This is a genomic window from Williamsia muralis, assembly GCF_002735905.1.
Lineage (GTDB): Bacteria > Actinomycetota > Actinomycetes > Mycobacteriales > Mycobacteriaceae > Williamsia > Williamsia muralis_A.
Genome location: NZ_PEBD01000008.1, coordinates 25,193 through 41,189, shown reverse-complemented (window position 1 = coordinate 41,189; position 15,997 = coordinate 25,193). Strand labels below are relative to the sequence as shown.

Here is a 15,997-nt window from a genome sequence, read left to right as displayed (position 1 = left end):
ACGGCCTGACTATGGTCAGCGCAAGACAGTGGGAGCTACAGCGGCGAGAAGATCGAACTGGGCAACACCCATGCGCCGGCCGTTCACCTGCACGGCCAGCTCATGGCGGCCGGGGTGGTATACGAGGTCTGATCGGTTCTTGAGCGCCATGCCGTCGAACTCGGTGACGGTTGCCGACGTGCGGCCGGTGTCGTAGCCGGCGAGCATCACCGCACGTCGTCAAACCCTCGACCGCGGAGGCGCCCAGGAGTTCGTCGGCGAATGGCATGGTGCAAATCTATGGGTGGCCACCGACACGTTCCGTGACCACGATCATTCGAGTTGGCTCTTCAGCGCCTCGAGAACACTCGGGTCCTCGATTGTCGATGGCACCGTGAAGGATTCGTGGTCGGCGATCAGACGCATCGTCTTGCGCAGGATCTTGCCCGACCTCGTCTTGGGGAGCGCATTGACGACGGTGACATCGCGGAAGGTCGCGACTGCGCCGATCTGCTCACGCACCATGGCGACCAGTTCGGAACGGAGACTCTCCGGATCGATGTCGACCCCTTCTTTGAGAACCACATATCCGCTGGGCCGCTGACCCTTGAGTTCGTCCTGTATGCCGATCACCGCGCATTCGGCGACCGCCGGATGTGCCGCGACCACGGCCTCGATACTCCCGGTGGACAGCCGGTGGCCGGCGACGTTGATGACGTCGTCGGAACGTCCGAGGACAAACACGTAGCCGTCGGAGTCGATGTATCCCGAGTCGCCGGTGAGGTAGAAACCGGGGAATGCCTTGAGATACGAATCGTGGTAGCGCGCTTCGTCATTCCACAGACCGGTGAGAGTTCCGGGTGGAAGCGGGAGTTCGATGACGATGTTGCCTTCGCCGCCTGCCGGAACAATTTTCCCCTCGGCGTCGACAACCTTCACCCGGAAGCCCGGGACCGGCACGGTAGGCGACCCGGCCTTGAGTGGCATGGGTTCGAGGCCGCGGAGATTGGCCGCGATCGCCCAGCCGGTCTCGGTCTGCCACCAGTGGTCGACCACCGGGACGCCGAGCACCTTCGTCGACCACTCGTATGTGTCCGGATCGAGTCGTTCGCCGGCGGCGAAAAGTGTCCGAAGCGATGAGATGTCGTACTGTGCAATCAGTTTTGCCTCCGGATCCTGCTTCCGGACGGCGCGGATGGCGGTGGGGGCGGTGAACAGCGCCCGCACGCCGTAGTCGTCGATGACCCGCCAGAAAGCGCCCGCGTCCGGCGTGCCCACCGGTTTGCCCTCGTACATCACGGACGTGGCGCCCGCCAGGAGTGGGCCGTACACGATGTACGAATGGCCCACCACCCAGCCGACATCGGATGCCGTCCACCACACGTCGCCTGGGGCGATGTCGTAGATGTTGCGCATCGACCACGTCAATGCCACGGCGTGGCCGCCGTTGTCGCGGACGACGCCTTTGGGTTTACCGGTGGTCCCGGAGGTGTACAGGATGTAGAGCGGGTCGGTGGCCGCGACCGGAACAGGTTCTGCGGCAGTCGCTTCGGCAGTCAGCTCGTCCCAGTCGAACCAGCCGTCGTGGTCTGCCGCGCTTCCGGCGACCTGCTCGCGATTCTTGACGATCACTGTGCTGGGTGGGTGATCGGACAGTTCGAGTGCTGTGGTCACCATCGGTAGGTACTCCACGGTCCGCCCCGGCTCGAGTCCACCCGAAGCGGTGATGAGGGCAACCGGGCGGGCGTCGTCGATGCGGGTGGCGAGTTCCTTGCCGGCGAACCCGCCGAACACCACCGAGTGCACGGCGCCGATCCGTGCGCAGGCCAGCATGGCGATGGCCGCCTCCGGGATCATCGGCATGTAGATGATGACGCGGTCACCGGCGGTGACGCCGCGCTCACGCAGGGCGCCTGCGAATGTGGAGACCTCGGCCAGCAGGTCGGAGTAGGAGAAGGTGCGTGAGACACCGGTCATCGCCGAATCCCAGATCAGGGCCGGCCGATTGCCGTGGCCGGCGTCCACATGCCGATCCAGCGCGTTGAAACTCGTGTTGAGGATTGCTCCGGGAAACCACTGGTACTGCGACTCGCTCTCTCGGCCGAGAGCGACGGTTGGGGCGGTGTACCAATCAACAGCTTTGGCCGCGTGAAGCCAGAACTCGTCCGGGTCGTCCACACTCTGCGCAAAAGCCTCCGCGTACAGCCCCATCACTCGCCATCCTCTCGCCGATCAGGACGGCCCTGAAGGGCCGGCCCTGCGTCAGGACGCCGCGAGAGCCGTGGAGCGTCGTCGCTGCGCCCGGTTGATCGCCTTGATCAACACGCCCTGGCGAGGTGCGAACAGATAGATGACCGCAAACGCCAGTCCCTGGGCGAGTACCACCATCGCGCCGGGTGCCACGTCCAGGTAGTACGCATAGTAGATCCCCAGGACTGCGCAGGAACAGGCCAAGATCGGGGCGATGATCAGCATCCGGTTGAAGCGATCGGTGAGCAGGTAAGCGGACGCACCCGGGATGATCAGCATCGCGACCACCAGAACAACGCCGACGATCTGCAGTGCCACAACACATGTGAGAGCAAGCAGTCCGAGCAGCAGCGCACCGAGGCGACGAGGGGACAAACCGATCGCATGAGCGTGGGTGGGGTCGAAGGCGAACAGGGTGAGGTCTCGTCGTTTGAGCGTCAGGACCACCACGGCGACCACTGCCAGTCCGAGGATCTGCCACAGGTCCGATTGCGAGACCCCGAGAACGTTGCCGAAAAGGATGTGGTTGAGGTCGGTCTGACTCGGCGTGATCGAGATGAGTACCAGGCCCAGGGCGAACAGTGTGCTGAAGACGATGCCGATCGCGGCGTCTTCCTTGACCCGGCTGGTGTCGCGGACCACGCCGATCAGCAGGACGGCACCGAGGCCGAAGATCAACGCACCCACCGCAAACGGCGCACCGAAGATGTACGCGAGCACCACACCGGGCAGAACCGCGTGGGATACGGCATCACCCATCAGCGACCAGCCGATCAGAACGATCCAGCAACTGATCATCGCGCACACCGCGGCCGCGACCGTGGTCGCGAGAAGCATGTTCACCATGAAGTCCTCGGCCAGAGGATCGAGCCACCAGTCGATGATCATGACCGCACCCCCCGTCCCAGCACGTCCATACCGAACGCCAGGGCAAGGCTCTCAGGACGTAGTACGACGTCGGGCTCGTCGTGCATCAGGACCGTGCGCATCAGCAGTACCGCCTCGTCGCAGAAGGTCTCGAGCGAGCCGAGGTCGTGGGTGGAGATGAGGATCGTCTTTCCCTGTGAGGCCAGGGACGTCAACAGGGCGATGATCGTGGCCTCCGACTTCTTGTCGACGCCTGCAAAGGGTTCGTCGAGCAGCAGGACGTCCGCCTCTTGGGCGATCCCACGGGCGACGAATGCCCGCTTGCGTTGTCCACCGGAGAGTCGCCCGATCTGGCGGCCGGCCAACTCGGTCAGCTCGACCTGGGCGAGGGCGTGGTCGACGGCTTCCTTGTCGGCTCGACGTGGCCTGCGGGTGAATCCTTGACGACCGTATCGCCCGGTCATCGCGACTTCGCGGACCGAGATGGGGAACGTCCAGTCGACGTCTTCGGACTGCGGGACGTAGGAGATGAGACCGTTGCTGCGCGCCTCCGCCGGTGTACCTCCGGCGATCTCGACCGATCCGGAGTCGGGTTTCACGAGCCCCATGATGGTCTTGAACAGTGTCGACTTGCCGGATCCGTTCATCCCGATCAGTCCACAGATGCGCCCCGGCGCAATGTTGATGGAGACGTTGTCGAGGGCGTGTACGTCGCCGTAGAACACGCTGACCCCGTTGATCGCGATGGCGGGGGGCCCGTCGTGAGGGGTACGGCCCGGCTGAGGCTGGGAAGGAAGTGTGGTCATTGGGATCCACCTCGGGTCAGTGCGTTGACGATGCTGTCGGAATCGTGGCGGATGAGGTCGAGATACGTCGGCACCGGGCCATCTGACTCGGACAGCGAGTCGACGTAGAGAAGGCCCCCGAAGTCGGCGTCGGTGGCGCGCTCGACCTGGCGCATCACCGAATCACTCACGGTGGACTCGCAGAACACCGCGCGGATGTTGTTCGCGCGCACGAAGTCGATCGTGGACTGCAATTGCTTCGATGTGCCCTGCTGTTCGGCGTTCACGGGCCATACGTATTTCTCCTGCATACCGGTGTCACGGGCGAGGTATGAGAAAGCACCTTCGCAGCTGACCAGCGCCCTGCTCTGTGGTGGCAGCTTGGCCAATTCGGAGACCATCCGGTCGTGGACCTCTTGCAACTGCGCCTTGTAGGTGGCGGCGTTCTGGCGGTACTCGGCAGCATGGTCGGGATCGAGTTCGGCGAGTGCCGATGCGATGTTGTCGGCGTACGTCTGGACGTTCAAGGGAGACATCCAGGCGTGGGGGTTCGCGGTACCCGCTCCGGCGTCATCGCTGATGGGGATGGGCTCGACACCCTTGCTGGCGACCACGTGCTCCACATCGAGACGGTCGACGAACTGCTCGAACCAGGCTTCCAGGTGCAGGCCGTTGTCGATGATGAGGTCCGCTTCCGCGGCCCGTCGCAGGTCGCCCGGTGTCGGTTCGTAGCCATGGATCTCCGCGCCGGCCTTGGTCACCGATTCGACCCGGACATCTGGTCCCGCGATGTTGGCGACGATGTCTTGGAGCACGGTGAAGGTGGTGAGCACCGTGAGTCGGCCATCGTTGCGCTCGCGTTTGCCGACGCACGCACTGAGAGCCAAGACGCTCAGGGCGATGACGAACACCGAGGTCACCCGCAATACCCTGGACCGAGTTCGCATCCTCTCACCTTAGAGTTCGGGAACCCGAACTTTCAACTTCAACCGAGCGGCAGATTCACCCGTCCAGGAAGTCTGCGACCCCTTGCGGCCACTCGCGGAGCTGACCCGGGGTGTCGGCGACGCACAATCGCGCGCCCGGGATGACGGTTGCCAACCGACGTGCGGTGGACAGTGGATGGCCCGGATCTCCTGACCACGCGAGGACCAGGGTGGGTATGCGCAGTGCGCGCAGCTCCACGTCTGCCGGCAGATCCGACCGCGCGGCGCCCCGCAGGACCGATGGCAGCAGGGATTCGGCCACAGCGATCGGGGTTCGGGCGTCGGCAAGACCTGACAACACCGCAGGCGGTGGCCCTGCGGAAGCTGCTTCATAGGCGGCCAGCCCGCTGCGTTCGATGAGGTCGGCGCCTGCCCGGTAGGCGACAACGTGTGCGGCCCGGACCCGTCCGGCGGTCGGCGGGGTGGTCAACACGAGGTGGTGGAACCGATGGGGTTCGGCGACCGCCGCCCACAGCACTGTGGCTGTCCCCATGGACGAGCCGATCCCGGCGACCGGCTCGTCGGGGCTCACCGAGTCGAGGAGCCCGAGCAGGTCACGGCCGAGGTTCGGCCAGGTGTACTGCTCCGGATCGGCACCGCCGGTCGATCGGCCGTGGCCGCGGGCGTCGTACCGGATCAGCCGGTGATCGCGGGTGACAGGCGACCAATCGAACATGCCGACGGCCTCCTGTGCGGTGGCGCTGGACGTCAGCCCGTGCACCCAGATGGCGGTCCGGCCGGGCCTGGAGGCCTGGCCCGACTCTGTCCAGGCGAGTTCGGCGTCCCCGATCGCGGTGGTGTGGATGGATGTAGGGAGGTCGCTCACCGGCAGGCCGCCGTTACTTCGACCGCACCTTCTCGCCGAGAGCGTCAACCATCAGTCCCACACCGATGCCCAACATCCAGACATCCTTGGCAAGCGCGGTGCCCTGCTGGGTGGGGGCCAGGGTGCCTGGTTCCCGCATGCCTGGGGTGTTCAGGTAGAGGCCGAGGAGACTCGCCGAGAAGGCTGTCAGACCCGCGCCGGCAACGGCGGTGGGGACGATGGGGAGCAACAACGCGGCGCCGAGGGCGATCTCGCCGGTCGAGACAAACCGGATGAACGCAGGTGGGCTGAGCTTGGTTGCCAGTGGGTATGTCCCGGCGGTGAGGCCGTGGAGCTGTGTGGCGGTCTCCTCGTCGGCCTGTCGTTTGGCCAGACCCGAACTGAGGATGAACGCGCCGGTGGCGACCCGGGTGGGGATGTGGCGAACTTTGAACTTCATGATGGCTCCTTTCGGCAGCATCCACTGCCTCAGCCGATGGTATTGCCCGACAGCACTTCAGTCAGGGCGAAGAGGAAGACCGGGTGATCGCGAGGTCGACCAAATCCCTTGCTGGCCCGCGCAACCCGCGATTTGGATCCCATACTGCACGCAACACCCGAGGCATTGCGACGCCGGACACCTCGATGCGGACCAACTTGCCGTCCGCCAGCTCGGGCGCGACGGACAGACTGGACAGCACGGCCGGTGCGTCGGAACTGAGGACCGCGGCCTTGACTGCAGCTACCGACGTCAGCTCGAGCAGCGGATCCGCGGCCTCACCGAGCGCCGCCTCGAAGGTGACTCGCGTGCCCGAGCCGTGTTCACGTTGAACCAGCGGGGTGCGGATCAATTCGGCAGGGGAGATGGCGCGGCCGGCTTGTGCCCAGGGATGATCCGGCCGGGTGACCACCACCAGCTCGTCGTGCGCGACAGCCCGGTGATCCAGATGCGAATCGGTGTGTGGCCCTTCGACAAACCCCACGTCGACGGATCCTGCCAACACATCCCGGATGACATCGGCGGAGTTCATCGGCTGCACCCGTATCCGTGTTTCGGGGTGAAGGCGCCGGAGAGCCAGGGCCCAGGACGGAATCAGATACTCGGCAACCGTCATCGAGGCCGCGACCGTGACCGTGGCGCGCTTGCTGCCCAGCAACGAGTCGATCCCGGCGGAGAACCGTTCCGCTGCTTCGAGCAGACCCGATGCCCACTCCAGCACTGCGACGCCTTCGGGCGTCAGCTCTGTGCCCGACGGCGACCTGCGGAAGAGCACCACACCCAGTTCGCGTTCCACGGCATGGACGCGTGCGCTGATGGCCTGCTGGCTGAGGTTCTGCTCGCGGGCGGCGGCGCTCATACTGCCTTGCCGTGCCACTGACACGACAACGTCGAGGGCAGAGAGGTCGGGGACTCGGGCGGGCAGAACCATCTGTCGAGGCTACAAGCCTGACTTGTACCCGGACAACAACAAGCCCTCTACCTGTCTCGACGAGACGAGGTGACCATGAATCCATGACGCCGAACTGGTTCTCTGCAGTGATGGGCACGGGCATCGTGGCCACGTCGGGTGTGGCGTTGCACTCCGTCTGGCCGGCGATGGGAGTTCTCACCACCTTTTTCTGGGTGATTGCGCTGGCCGGCCTGGTAATCGCGTCGTGCCTCTTCCTCGGTAAGGGGCCTGCCGATCACGCCGCGGACCCCGGTATGGCTCACTTCTACGGCGCGCCAGCCATGGCCTTGGTCACGGTTGGGGCCGGGACGCTCGAGCTCGGACCGCAGTTCGTCGGTGACTCAGCCGCAGTGTGGGTCGGCGGTGCGTTGTGGGCGGTGGGTACCGCCGCGGGCGTGTTCACAACGGTGTGGGTTCCATTTCGGACGATCACCGGTACGCAAAGTTCCGCGGACGGTGCCATGCCGAGTTGGTTGATGCCGGTGGTTCCGCCGATGGTGTCGGCAGCCACCGGACCGTTGCTCCTCCCGCACGTGCCGCCCGGCGACATCCGATCAGGACTTCTCGCTACGTGTTACGTGCTGTTCGGGCTGACGTTGATTGTCGGGTTCTTGACGATGACGATGGTCTACTCGCGTCTCATCCATCGCGGACTGCCGTCTGTGCAGGTTGCGCCGACGGTATGGATCATGCTCGGAATGATCGGCCAATCCATCGCAGCCGCAGTGTTACTCGGGTCGAGTGCTCACCTCGTGTTCGACGGCGAGCAGGCCTCGATCGCAGATGGTCTGCGCGTCTTCGGTATCGGCTACGGATTGGTCATGTCGGGGTTTGCAGGGTTCGTCTTTGTCCTCGCGGCGTTGATCACCGTGCACAACGTCCGACGGGGACTGACCTTCACGCCCACCTGGTGGAGCTTCACCTTTCCGATCGGAACGTGCGTGACCGGTTCGGCATCACTTGCGGTTGCGGTGGGGTCGACACTCTTGCACGTCATTGCTGCAGCGTTGTTCGCGCTACTGCTGGTCACGTGGATCGTCGTGGCAGTATCGAGTTCGGTCTACCTGCGCAGAACAACCATTCAGCGACAGCGCTTTTCACGCCTCGAGGTCGCCAACGCAAGCGGTCCCGATCTTGCTCCTGGGCCGGCCCGTATTGGTAGGGCTGTCGCCTGACCTGGGCCAGTAGGGTAGGCGACAGCCCCTGGCCACGGCCGTTCACACTATGGAGTTGTCAGGGTGCGTCCGCGGTCCCGTCGATGTGTCGGGTGCGGTGGTGTGCTGGTTAGCGTGCGTGAGGCAGTCCGAGTCCGGCGGCCTGAGTCAGGCTGCGAGGGTGAGGGTTCGGCGGTTGTAGGCTGGTAGTGGTTGTCGGGTGGGGTCGATGTCGGCGGGTGGGATGAGCCAGGGGTGTCCGTCGGCGCCCATGGTGATGTCCCAGTCGGTGTGGTGCACGGCCCGATGGCAGGTGCGGCAGAGTAGGCAGCCGTTACCCAGGGTGGTGGGTCCTCCGTCAGCCCAGTGCACGATGTGGTGGCAGTCCGACCAGGTCGCCGGCGCCCCGCATTTGATGCAGCAGGTATCTCGGATCAGGATCGCTTTCCGCACAGGCCCGGTGAACAGGCGTCGGGGTGGGCTCAGATCGATCGGCACTTGCTGTCCGTCCAGGGTGATCGAGGTGATCACCGCATCACACGCAGCTGCGGCTGCGGTTGCTTCGGTGACCGGGCCCATCCATCGCAGTGACGCCCGGTCGGGATGATCGACGGGAACCGTCACCATGACTTCCGTTTTCGGTGCTGACACCCAGCCCTGCCCACCGCCGCCGCAGTCGAGGAGTTGATGCAGAGCGTCAGCTCGTCGTTGTGTCGGTGTGCGGGTATCTGCGCTGCCGTCGGGTTCGGGTCGGGGTCTGGACCACACGTCGAGGGCGGACATCATCTTCTCGCCAGTCACCGCATCAACATCAAACGTGCCTGCCAGTCGGCCATCGTCAGTGATCGCATAGTCCAGAGTGTTCAACGAGGCGTCCTCGGCGGCCGGCACCCCACCCGCCGGCCCGGCGACGTCGTTGCCTATCGCCCGGGCGATCCGCCCGATCTCCGCCGGTGGTGCACCAGAGAACGGATGGCTGAGCAATTTTCGCTCGACCTCACCCCGGAACTCTTCGCTCATCACACCCACCACGCGGCCCCGAACATGGCTGATGCCTGGGACCACTGCATCGACGTGTTCGGCGGACAGGAATCCGTCCCGAAAGTATCCGGCTGTACGGTCCAGGCCTGCTAGCCCGGTGCCGATGCGTAACCACCGCGCCGCCGCCCCAGGAGTAGCACCGTTGGCCTGCAACAGCTTTGACGTTGTCGACCCCATCCGTTTGGCGACACCCAACCGGTCGATGATCGCCGCACCCGCCGCCAACCGTGCATCGACAGCATTACGCAGGGTGATCAGATCTTTCACCACCGCCACCACCCCGGCCGGATCAGCAGGGAACTCCACCCCGATGACCTCATCAACCAGATCAACAACAGCCTCACCACACCCCCTCCAAGACAACAACACTGGGACAACAACATTGGGACAGCCGATCACAATGGTGGCGTAGTCACACGTATCTCAGAGTCAGGTCTTGCGGACGATCAGCGTGTCATCAGTCTAGCTCAATCGAACACACATTCGATAGTCATTCGTCTGGATGAACCCTCAGGGCTTCGGCATGCGGGCAATCAAAGCGCCTCGCGCCCAAGCACCTTCGCGATCAACGGCAGACGAGCGGTCCGCATCTTCTGTCTCATGTCGTCGACAAAAGCTGGGTCAGCAGTACTCGGCGAGCCCGCGTCGAAAGGTGGTGCCGGATCGTATTCGATCATCAGCTGAATGCGGCGTGCCACATCCTCGCCGAAGATGGTTGCAGCGACCGTCAAGGCGAAGTCCATTCCGGAGGTGACGCCGGCTCCGGTGATCACGTTGCCGTCCTGGACCACTCGCTCACCGACGGGTTCGCATCCGAACTCGCTGAGCATGGACATCGACGCCCAGTGGCTTGTCGCCTTCTTTCCCGCGAGTAAACCGGCAGCCGCGAGGGTGAACGAGCCGGTGCACACGGAGGTCACCCATCGAGCGCCGGCTGCCTGTGTGCGTAGGAAGTCAAGCGCAACAGTATCTTCGAACAGCTCGAACGCTCCCCGTCCACCGGGGACGAACAGCAGGTCGGCCTGCGGCGCCTCGTCGAGGGTGACGGTCGGAACGATGCTCCAACCACAATCGGTGGTCACCGGTTCGAGCTTGTGCCATGCCAAGTGCACGTCGGTGTCGGGGAAGTGTGAGAAGACCTGGGCGGGGCCGGTCATGTCCAGCTGCGTGACGTTCGGGAAGAGCAGCACGACGATCTGCAGTCTGGTCATGACCGACCCTAAACCAGAGTCACCACCGATAGGGCTGTTCGAGTCCGACTCTCACTCGGCTACGCGCACCAGCGCCTTGCCGAAGTTGCGGCCACTGAGCAGGCCGCGGAATGCCTCGGGCACGTTGTCCAAGCCGTCGGTGATGTCTTCGCGGTACTTGAGCGACCCATCGGCCACCCACTGTGTGGCCTCCTCGAGGAAGCGAGGCATCTGCTCGGCTGCGAACTCGGTCTGGATGAACCCGCGGATGGTCAGGCTCTGGGTGAGCACGGCGCCCATCAACGCACCGGACCGGTCTGGGCCTTCCGGGGCCGACGTCAGGTTGTAGTTGGCAACCAGGCCACACACGGGAATGCGTCCGTACAGATTCATCCTGGGCAGGACCGCGTTGAAGACCGCCCCTCCCACGTTCTCGAAGTACACGTCGATGCCATCGGGGGTCGCGGCCGCGAGCTGGTCTTTGAAGTCGTCTGCACGGTGATCGATGGCTGCGTCGAAGCCGAGCTCGTCTTTGAGGTAGGCCACCTTGTCTGGTCCGCCGGCGATCCCGACCGCACGGGCGCCCTTGAGCTTGGCGATCTGCCCGACCGCTGACCCGACCGGGCCGGCAGCCGCGGCCACCACCACCGTCTCGCCCGGCTGCGGCTTTCCGATGGTCAGCAGCCCTGCGTATGCGGTGAAGCCGGGCATACCGAGAACGCCGAGCGCGGTGGACGGCGAGATGGCCTCTGGATCGAGCTTGCGGAGGTATTTTGCCTGTTCAATCGAGTGGGTGCGCCAGCCGGCGTACCCGAGCACCACGTCGCCAGGCGCGAAGTCGTCGACGGTCGAGGTGAGGACGCGTGAGACCGTGGCCCCCACCATCGTGTCGCCGATCTCGACCGGTGCGGCATACGACTTGGCCGCACTCATCCGGCCACGCATGTAGGGGTCCAGCGACAAATACAGGGTTTCCAGCGCCACCTCGCCCGGCCCCGGCTCGGAGAGATCGAATTCTTCGAATCGGAAATCGGAATCCTTGGGTTCGCCGTGTGGGCGTGCTGCCAGGACGATGCGGGTGCCGTTGGTCATGTATCTCCTCGTCGAGAATTGTTGCGGTCTCCCTCGTCAACAGCCGAGGGTGACAGTGCTGTTCCGTCGGCTGCCGAATGTGAGGCAACTCAAGTCACCATCGTCGCTCATCTGGTTCGCTACGGTGGGCCGATGAGCAGCAATACGCGACCGGCGTCCGAACTTTCCGGCCGGGCTCGACAGAACCAGATCTACACCGACGGCGTCTTTGGACGAAAACCCAAGGTACCCACTAATTTCGACGATCTGGAACGCGCTGCCAAGCGCAAGATGTCCGCGAAGGCGTGGGCCTATGTCGCCGGCGGGGCGGGTGACGGCAGCACCATGCGTGCAAACCGCCACGCCCTCGACAGCTGGGCGATCGTTCCCAGGATGCTGCGCGACGTGTCAGTGCGGAGTCTGTCCACCGAGCTGTTCGGACAGCAGTTGCCGGCACCGATCCTGTTCTCTCCGGTCGGTGCGGGCGGCCTCGTCTTTCCGCAGGCCGACGTCCACATCGGCCGGGCCGCCGCCGAACTCGGTGTGCCGTACATCTTCTCCAGCCAGGCCAGCGCGCCGATGGAGAGCACTGCCGCGGCGATGGACGAGGTGTCGCCCGGGGCGCCCCGTTGGTTTCAGCTGTACTGGTCGAGCGACGAGCAACTGGTGGACAGCTTCCTGCAGCGCGCCGAGAAGTGCGGTGCGGCGGCCATCGTGGTCACGCTCGACACCACCATGCTGGGATGGCGGCCGCAGGACCTGAACCTGGGGTCGCTGCCGTTCGCGCAGGGGCTTGGCATCGACCAGTACACCTCTGATCCGCGCTTCGTCGACATGGTGCGAGCTCGTATCGCTGCGGCCGTACCCGGTCCCAAGCCCCAGGTGACGGTCGGCGCGATCAAGTCCCTGGTGTCGATGGCGAAGAACACCCCCGGCAGTGTGTTGGCCAACCTTCGCTCGCCTGTGCCCAGGGAGTCTGTGCAGACCTTCCTGGAGACCTATTCGCGTCCCTCGCTCAATTGGACGGACATCGCCGGGCTGCGCGAGCGGACGTCACTGCCGATCGTCCTGAAAGGAATCCTGCACCCCGAAGACGCACGGCAGGCCGTCGATGCCGGGGTGGACGGCATCCTGGTCTCCAACCATGGCGGCCGGCAGATAGACGGATCCATCGGCTCGGTCGAAGCGCTCACCGACGTGGTGGCAGCGGTTGACGGCAAGGCGAAGGTGTTGCTGGATTCGGGCATTCGCGGCGGCGCCGACGTCTTCAAGGCGCTGGCTCTGGGTGCGGACGCGGTGTGTATCGGACGTCCGCACATGTACGGACTCGCGCTGGCCGGATCGGCAGGTGCGCGAGATGTGGTCGCCAACATCATCGCCGAGCTCGACCTGACGCTGGGACTGTCCGGGAACACCAACACCGCCGACCTGTCGCCGGCGGTGTTGAAGAAGGTACGACTCGACTAGATGAGTTTTCGGCCGGTCCGGATGCGACGGCGGACGTCCCACAGGTAGGCGTTGAACGGGAATGCGCGCATCGGTTCGGGCAGTCGCGTCACAACCGACCGGACGATGCGATTGTGCAGGTCGAAGAGTCGTTGCTGCCGCGGTGACCACTCGAGGCCCATCTTCTCGCGGAACTCGGGTGGCAAGAACCCTGTGGTGAGGAAGAGACCGAAGTCTCCGATCAGCATGGACACCGGCTTGGGCAGGAACTCGAACTTGGCGATGCTGATCAGCAGGTCCCGGATGGTGTCGTCGATCTCCAGCTGCGCGACGGTGCCATCCCAGTACTCCTGGAAGTCGGCGCGTGTGGCCGGCCACATCTCGCGTGGCATCTGCAGGGTGGTGCCCATGAGAGCGCCCTGCTGGTATGCCTCTTCGGTGATCGCCGATGGGTCGCCGTAAAGAACCTGCATGTCTTCCCAGCCCTTGTACAGGCAGGCGGCAACCCACAACTGCAGACGGGGATCAAAGGCGTTGTACTCGACCGGGCTCGACTCGGTGGACCGCACCTGTGCGTGTGAATGACCGACGGCTTTGCGGTATGCCTTGCGGTCTTCCGGGGTGCCGTTCACCGCGACCGCGAGGTACGACAGTGTGGTGCGGCCCCGCTTGATGGGGTGCTTGAACAGGTTGCCGCTGTCGACCTTGCTCTCCGCGACGCCATATCCGACCGCAGGGAGTGCGAGTTGCATGATCACGTTGGCCGCCCCGGCGAGAGCGGAAATGCCCGGCATGTCCAACAGGTCCCCGGGCGCACCGTCGGTCTCTGCGCGATTGCGGGTTCGGATGGGCTGCGGCCTGTCGATGGACAGGGCAGCCGTTCCGTCAACGGTTCCAGACGTCATTGTCGGCCTCCAAGGTTGCTTCTGATAACAACCGTTATCTCTTTCGTATTGAAGCGGCGATCGGACCGAAAGTCAATCGTCGTTAACCGAAGGTGGAAAGATGAGGCCCATGGCAGATCCTTTGCGCCCATATGGCGGCGAGAATGGAGCTGACCGGGTCAAACGTCGCCGGGCAGCGCTGATCGAAGCTGCGCTAGAGATCCTCGGCTCGGCCGACGGGGTGGCGATCAGTGTTCGCGGGGTGTGCCGGCAGGCCGGACTGACCGCGAGATACTTCTACGAGAGCTTCGAAGACGTGGACCAGTTGGTGGGCACCACGTACGACGCCGTCGTTTTCGACATAGCCGAGGCCGCCCAGACCGCAGTGACATCCGGCGGTCAGTCTCCGCGCGAGCAGATCCGCTCCGCGGTGGGCGCCATCGTTCGGCTCATCGACACCGATCGGCGCAAGGGCCGGGTGCTGTTCTCGCAGACACTGCTCAGTGGGACCCTGGCCACCAAACGGATGGACGCCGCCATGATGTTCGCGGCGCTGACCATCCAGACCTCGGGCGCCCAGTTCGACGACGCGACCACCCAGGGGGCGGCCCACTTCTATGTCGGCGGGCTCGGGCAGGTGCTCAACGCGTGGATCGACGGGCGGATCGATTGCGCCACCGACGAATTGATCGAACTGTGTGTGACGATGATGTTCGGTGCGATCTACGAACTCCTGCCCGAGAACGCTCAGCGCACCGATTGACCGGCGCGGCGTTCGTTCCAGCGGTCGAAGACCAGCCACGCGAGCAGACCGGTCACAGCTACACCGATACCGCTCAGGCACACGGCAATCCAGCCTCCGGCGCCGTATGCGTAGCCCGACGAGACCGAACCCGCCACCGCGCCTGCAAAGTACGTGACCATGTACGCCGTCGTCACGCGGCTGCGCTCCTCCGACGCCAGCGAATAGATCGCGGATTGATTCGCCAACTGCGAAGCCTGAACCCCGAAGTCGAACACCACGAGGCCGATCACCAGCGCTGCCAACGGTGTTCCGGGCCACGCGAGCGACAACCAGCCGATGATGGTGACAACCCACGCGGCCGTGGTAGCCATCCGCAGATGCCCACGGTCGGCGAGCTTTCCGAACAGCGGAGCCGCCGCGGCGCCGGCGACCCCGGCAAGACCGAACAGGCCGATGGCAGCCTCCGAGTAAAAGAAGTGCTCACCCCGGCTTCCCGAGAGCAGGAACGCGATCGAGGTCCACATGGCGCTGAACCCGAACATCGTGAGAAACCCGAGCAGCATCCGTTGCCGGAGCATCGTCTCGGCACGGACGATCCGGGCCACCGAGATCAGCAGTTGGCCATAGGGCTGCCGGGGGCGGTGCGCGTCGGGTGGCACCGAGACGTAGACCACCACGGCCAGCACCACCATCAGGGCCGACCCCGTGAACAACACCGATCGCCAGCCCCCGAATTCGGCGATGAGCCCGCTGACGACGCGGGCGAGCAGGATGCCCAGCAACAGTCCGCTCATCACCATGCCGACCACGCGTCCGCGATCTGACGGCACCGCAAGGGACGAGGACCACGGCAACACGATCTGGGCGGTGGCCGCACACACGCCGGTCAGGATCGATGCGATGAAGAGGGTACCGAAACCGGGAGCCAGTCCTGAGAGCAACAGGGCAACTGCGGATGCGACCATCATGCTGGGCGCCAACAACTTCCGGTTCAGCAGATCGCCCAGCGGGACCAAGAACAGCAGCCCGGCCGCGTACCCGAGTTGAGCGGCGGTCACCACCAGTGCGGCAGTCGACGTGGAGACGTCGAAGTCCCGACGGATCTCCTCGAGCACAGGTTGCAGCACGTAGAGCGACGACACCGAGACGCCGCACGTGATGGCGAACAACACCACAAGGGACCTGCTGATCCCCGGCCGGTCACCCGGTGAGGCGGGAATTGCCGACGACGGATCGGTGGGTGGGTCTGGCGTCGCTCGCATGATCCCCAGCCTGCCGGATGCGTCGCGGTGACGCGCGATCGGAGCCCTGCGGCGACGTCGGTCAGGCGTCGGCACGGCGGC

16 protein-coding genes are annotated in these 15,997 nt (G+C 64.8%); 3 read left to right on the top strand and 13 right to left on the bottom strand.

What is annotated here, in order from left to right:
• Positions 1–15 precede the first annotated feature (15 nt).
• The 8 genes from CSW57_RS09145 to CSW57_RS09110 form a co-directional block, all read right to left on the bottom strand.
• Positions 16–207 carry a hypothetical protein gene (locus tag CSW57_RS09145; RefSeq protein WP_099382525.1) on the bottom strand — a complete coding sequence of 64 codons (192 nt, stop codon included), beginning with the start codon at positions 205–207 and terminating at the stop codon, positions 16–18.
• 105 nt (positions 208–312) lie between these two features.
• Positions 313–2,190 carry a propionyl-CoA synthetase gene (locus CSW57_RS09140; RefSeq protein ID WP_099382524.1) on the bottom strand — a complete coding sequence of 626 codons (1,878 nt, stop codon included), beginning with the start codon at positions 2,188–2,190 and terminating at the stop codon, positions 313–315.
• 51 nt (positions 2,191–2,241) lie between these two features.
• Complete coding sequence (locus tag CSW57_RS09135) at positions 2,242–3,117, bottom strand: metal ABC transporter permease (RefSeq protein WP_023954409.1); 876 nt, start codon at positions 3,115–3,117, stop codon at positions 2,242–2,244.
• Positions 3,114–3,902: a metal ABC transporter ATP-binding protein gene (locus tag CSW57_RS09130; protein ID WP_051721135.1), complete on the bottom strand. Its 789-nt coding sequence runs from the start codon at positions 3,900–3,902 to the stop codon at positions 3,114–3,116. The genes CSW57_RS09135 and CSW57_RS09130 overlap by 4 nt, the downstream gene beginning before the upstream one ends.
• Positions 3,899–4,828 (bottom strand): metal ABC transporter substrate-binding protein, encoded by a 930-nt coding sequence (locus CSW57_RS09125; RefSeq protein WP_099382523.1) that lies wholly within the window; start codon positions 4,826–4,828, stop codon positions 3,899–3,901. The genes CSW57_RS09130 and CSW57_RS09125 overlap by 4 nt, the downstream gene beginning before the upstream one ends.
• 55 nt (positions 4,829–4,883) lie before the next feature.
• Positions 4,884–5,693 (bottom strand): alpha/beta fold hydrolase, encoded by an 810-nt coding sequence (locus CSW57_RS09120; protein WP_099382522.1) that lies wholly within the window; start codon positions 5,691–5,693, stop codon positions 4,884–4,886.
• Positions 5,694–5,706: 13 nt separating this feature from the next.
• The gene (locus CSW57_RS09115) at positions 5,707–6,132 is read right to left on the bottom strand and encodes a hypothetical protein (protein WP_030165686.1); all 426 of its coding nucleotides are present in this window, start codon (positions 6,130–6,132) and stop codon (positions 5,707–5,709) included.
• A gap of 61 nt (positions 6,133–6,193) precedes the next feature.
• Entirely contained in the window at positions 6,194–7,102 is a 909-nt protein-coding gene (locus CSW57_RS09110) for a LysR family transcriptional regulator (protein WP_099382521.1), read from the bottom strand.
• Between the two features lie 83 nt (positions 7,103–7,185).
• Between CSW57_RS09110 and CSW57_RS09105 the strand changes: the two genes are divergently transcribed.
• Complete coding sequence (locus CSW57_RS09105) at positions 7,186–8,298, top strand: TDT family transporter (protein ID WP_099382520.1); 1,113 nt, start codon at positions 7,186–7,188, stop codon at positions 8,296–8,298.
• Positions 8,299–8,445: 147 nt separating this feature from the next.
• Here CSW57_RS09105 and CSW57_RS09100 read toward each other — a convergent pair whose 3' ends face one another.
• From CSW57_RS09100 to CSW57_RS09090, 3 genes are all read right to left on the bottom strand, one after another.
• Positions 8,446–9,624 (bottom strand): HNH endonuclease, encoded by a 1,179-nt coding sequence (locus tag CSW57_RS09100; RefSeq protein WP_223249147.1) that lies wholly within the window; start codon positions 9,622–9,624, stop codon positions 8,446–8,448.
• 227 nt (positions 9,625–9,851) lie between these two features.
• A complete protein-coding gene (locus tag CSW57_RS09095) occupies positions 9,852–10,529 on the bottom strand; it encodes a DJ-1/PfpI family protein (protein ID WP_099382519.1) in 678 nt (225 codons plus the stop codon).
• A 51-nt stretch (positions 10,530–10,580) separates the two neighbouring features.
• Positions 10,581–11,600, bottom strand: a complete 1,020-nt coding sequence (locus CSW57_RS09090) for an NADP-dependent oxidoreductase (RefSeq protein ID WP_099382518.1) — start codon at positions 11,598–11,600, stop codon at positions 10,581–10,583.
• Between the two features lie 132 nt (positions 11,601–11,732).
• Between CSW57_RS09090 and CSW57_RS09085 the strand changes: the two genes are divergently transcribed.
• The gene (locus tag CSW57_RS09085) at positions 11,733–13,046 is read left to right on the top strand and encodes an alpha-hydroxy-acid oxidizing protein (RefSeq protein WP_099382517.1); all 1,314 of its coding nucleotides are present in this window, start codon (positions 11,733–11,735) and stop codon (positions 13,044–13,046) included.
• Here CSW57_RS09085 and CSW57_RS09080 read toward each other — a convergent pair.
• Positions 13,043–13,930: an oxygenase MpaB family protein gene (locus tag CSW57_RS09080; RefSeq protein WP_099382516.1), complete on the bottom strand. Its 888-nt coding sequence runs from the start codon at positions 13,928–13,930 to the stop codon at positions 13,043–13,045. The genes CSW57_RS09085 and CSW57_RS09080 overlap by 4 nt on opposite strands.
• Before the next feature lie 109 nt (positions 13,931–14,039).
• Between CSW57_RS09080 and CSW57_RS09075 the strand changes: the two genes are divergently transcribed.
• On the top strand, positions 14,040–14,672 hold the full coding sequence (locus CSW57_RS09075) for a TetR/AcrR family transcriptional regulator (protein ID WP_099382515.1): 633 nt from the start codon (positions 14,040–14,042) through the stop codon (positions 14,670–14,672).
• Here the strand turns inward: CSW57_RS09075 and CSW57_RS09070 are convergent.
• A complete protein-coding gene (locus tag CSW57_RS09070) occupies positions 14,657–15,916 on the bottom strand; it encodes an MFS transporter (RefSeq protein ID WP_099382514.1) in 1,260 nt (419 codons plus the stop codon). The two genes, CSW57_RS09075 and CSW57_RS09070, sit on opposite strands and share 16 nt — an antisense overlap.
• Positions 15,917–15,997: the final 81 nt, after the last annotated feature.

Bases quoted from the DNA above. Each gene is read 5' to 3' on its own strand.
- CSW57_RS09145 (WP_099382525.1), bottom strand. From the start codon at position 207: ATGCTCGCCGGCTACGACACCGGCCGCACGTCGGCAACCGTCACCGAG.
- CSW57_RS09140 (WP_099382524.1), bottom strand. From the start codon at position 2,190: ATGGGGCTGTACGCGGAGGCTTTTGCGCAGAGTGTGGACGACCCGGAC.
- CSW57_RS09135 (WP_023954409.1), bottom strand. From the start codon at position 3,117: ATGATCATCGACTGGTGGCTCGATCCTCTGGCCGAGGACTTCATGGTG.
- CSW57_RS09130 (WP_051721135.1), bottom strand. From the start codon at position 3,902: ATGACCACACTTCCTTCCCAGCCTCAGCCGGGCCGTACCCCTCACGAC.
- CSW57_RS09125 (WP_099382523.1), bottom strand. From the start codon at position 4,828: ATGCGAACTCGGTCCAGGGTATTGCGGGTGACCTCGGTGTTCGTCATC.
- CSW57_RS09115 (WP_030165686.1), bottom strand. From the start codon at position 6,132: ATGAAGTTCAAAGTTCGCCACATCCCCACCCGGGTCGCCACCGGCGCG.
- CSW57_RS09110 (WP_099382521.1), bottom strand. From the start codon at position 7,102: ATGGTTCTGCCCGCCCGAGTCCCCGACCTCTCTGCCCTCGACGTTGTC.
- CSW57_RS09105 (WP_099382520.1), top strand. From the start codon at position 7,186: ATGACGCCGAACTGGTTCTCTGCAGTGATGGGCACGGGCATCGTGGCC.
- CSW57_RS09095 (WP_099382519.1), bottom strand. From the start codon at position 10,529: ATGACCAGACTGCAGATCGTCGTGCTGCTCTTCCCGAACGTCACGCAG.
- CSW57_RS09090 (WP_099382518.1), bottom strand. From the start codon at position 11,600: ATGACCAACGGCACCCGCATCGTCCTGGCAGCACGCCCACACGGCGAA.
- CSW57_RS09085 (WP_099382517.1), top strand. From the start codon at position 11,733: ATGAGCAGCAATACGCGACCGGCGTCCGAACTTTCCGGCCGGGCTCGA.
- CSW57_RS09080 (WP_099382516.1), bottom strand. From the start codon at position 13,930: ATGACGTCTGGAACCGTTGACGGAACGGCTGCCCTGTCCATCGACAGG.
- CSW57_RS09075 (WP_099382515.1), top strand. From the start codon at position 14,040: ATGGCAGATCCTTTGCGCCCATATGGCGGCGAGAATGGAGCTGACCGG.
- CSW57_RS09070 (WP_099382514.1), bottom strand. From the start codon at position 15,916: ATGCGAGCGACGCCAGACCCACCCACCGATCCGTCGTCGGCAATTCCC.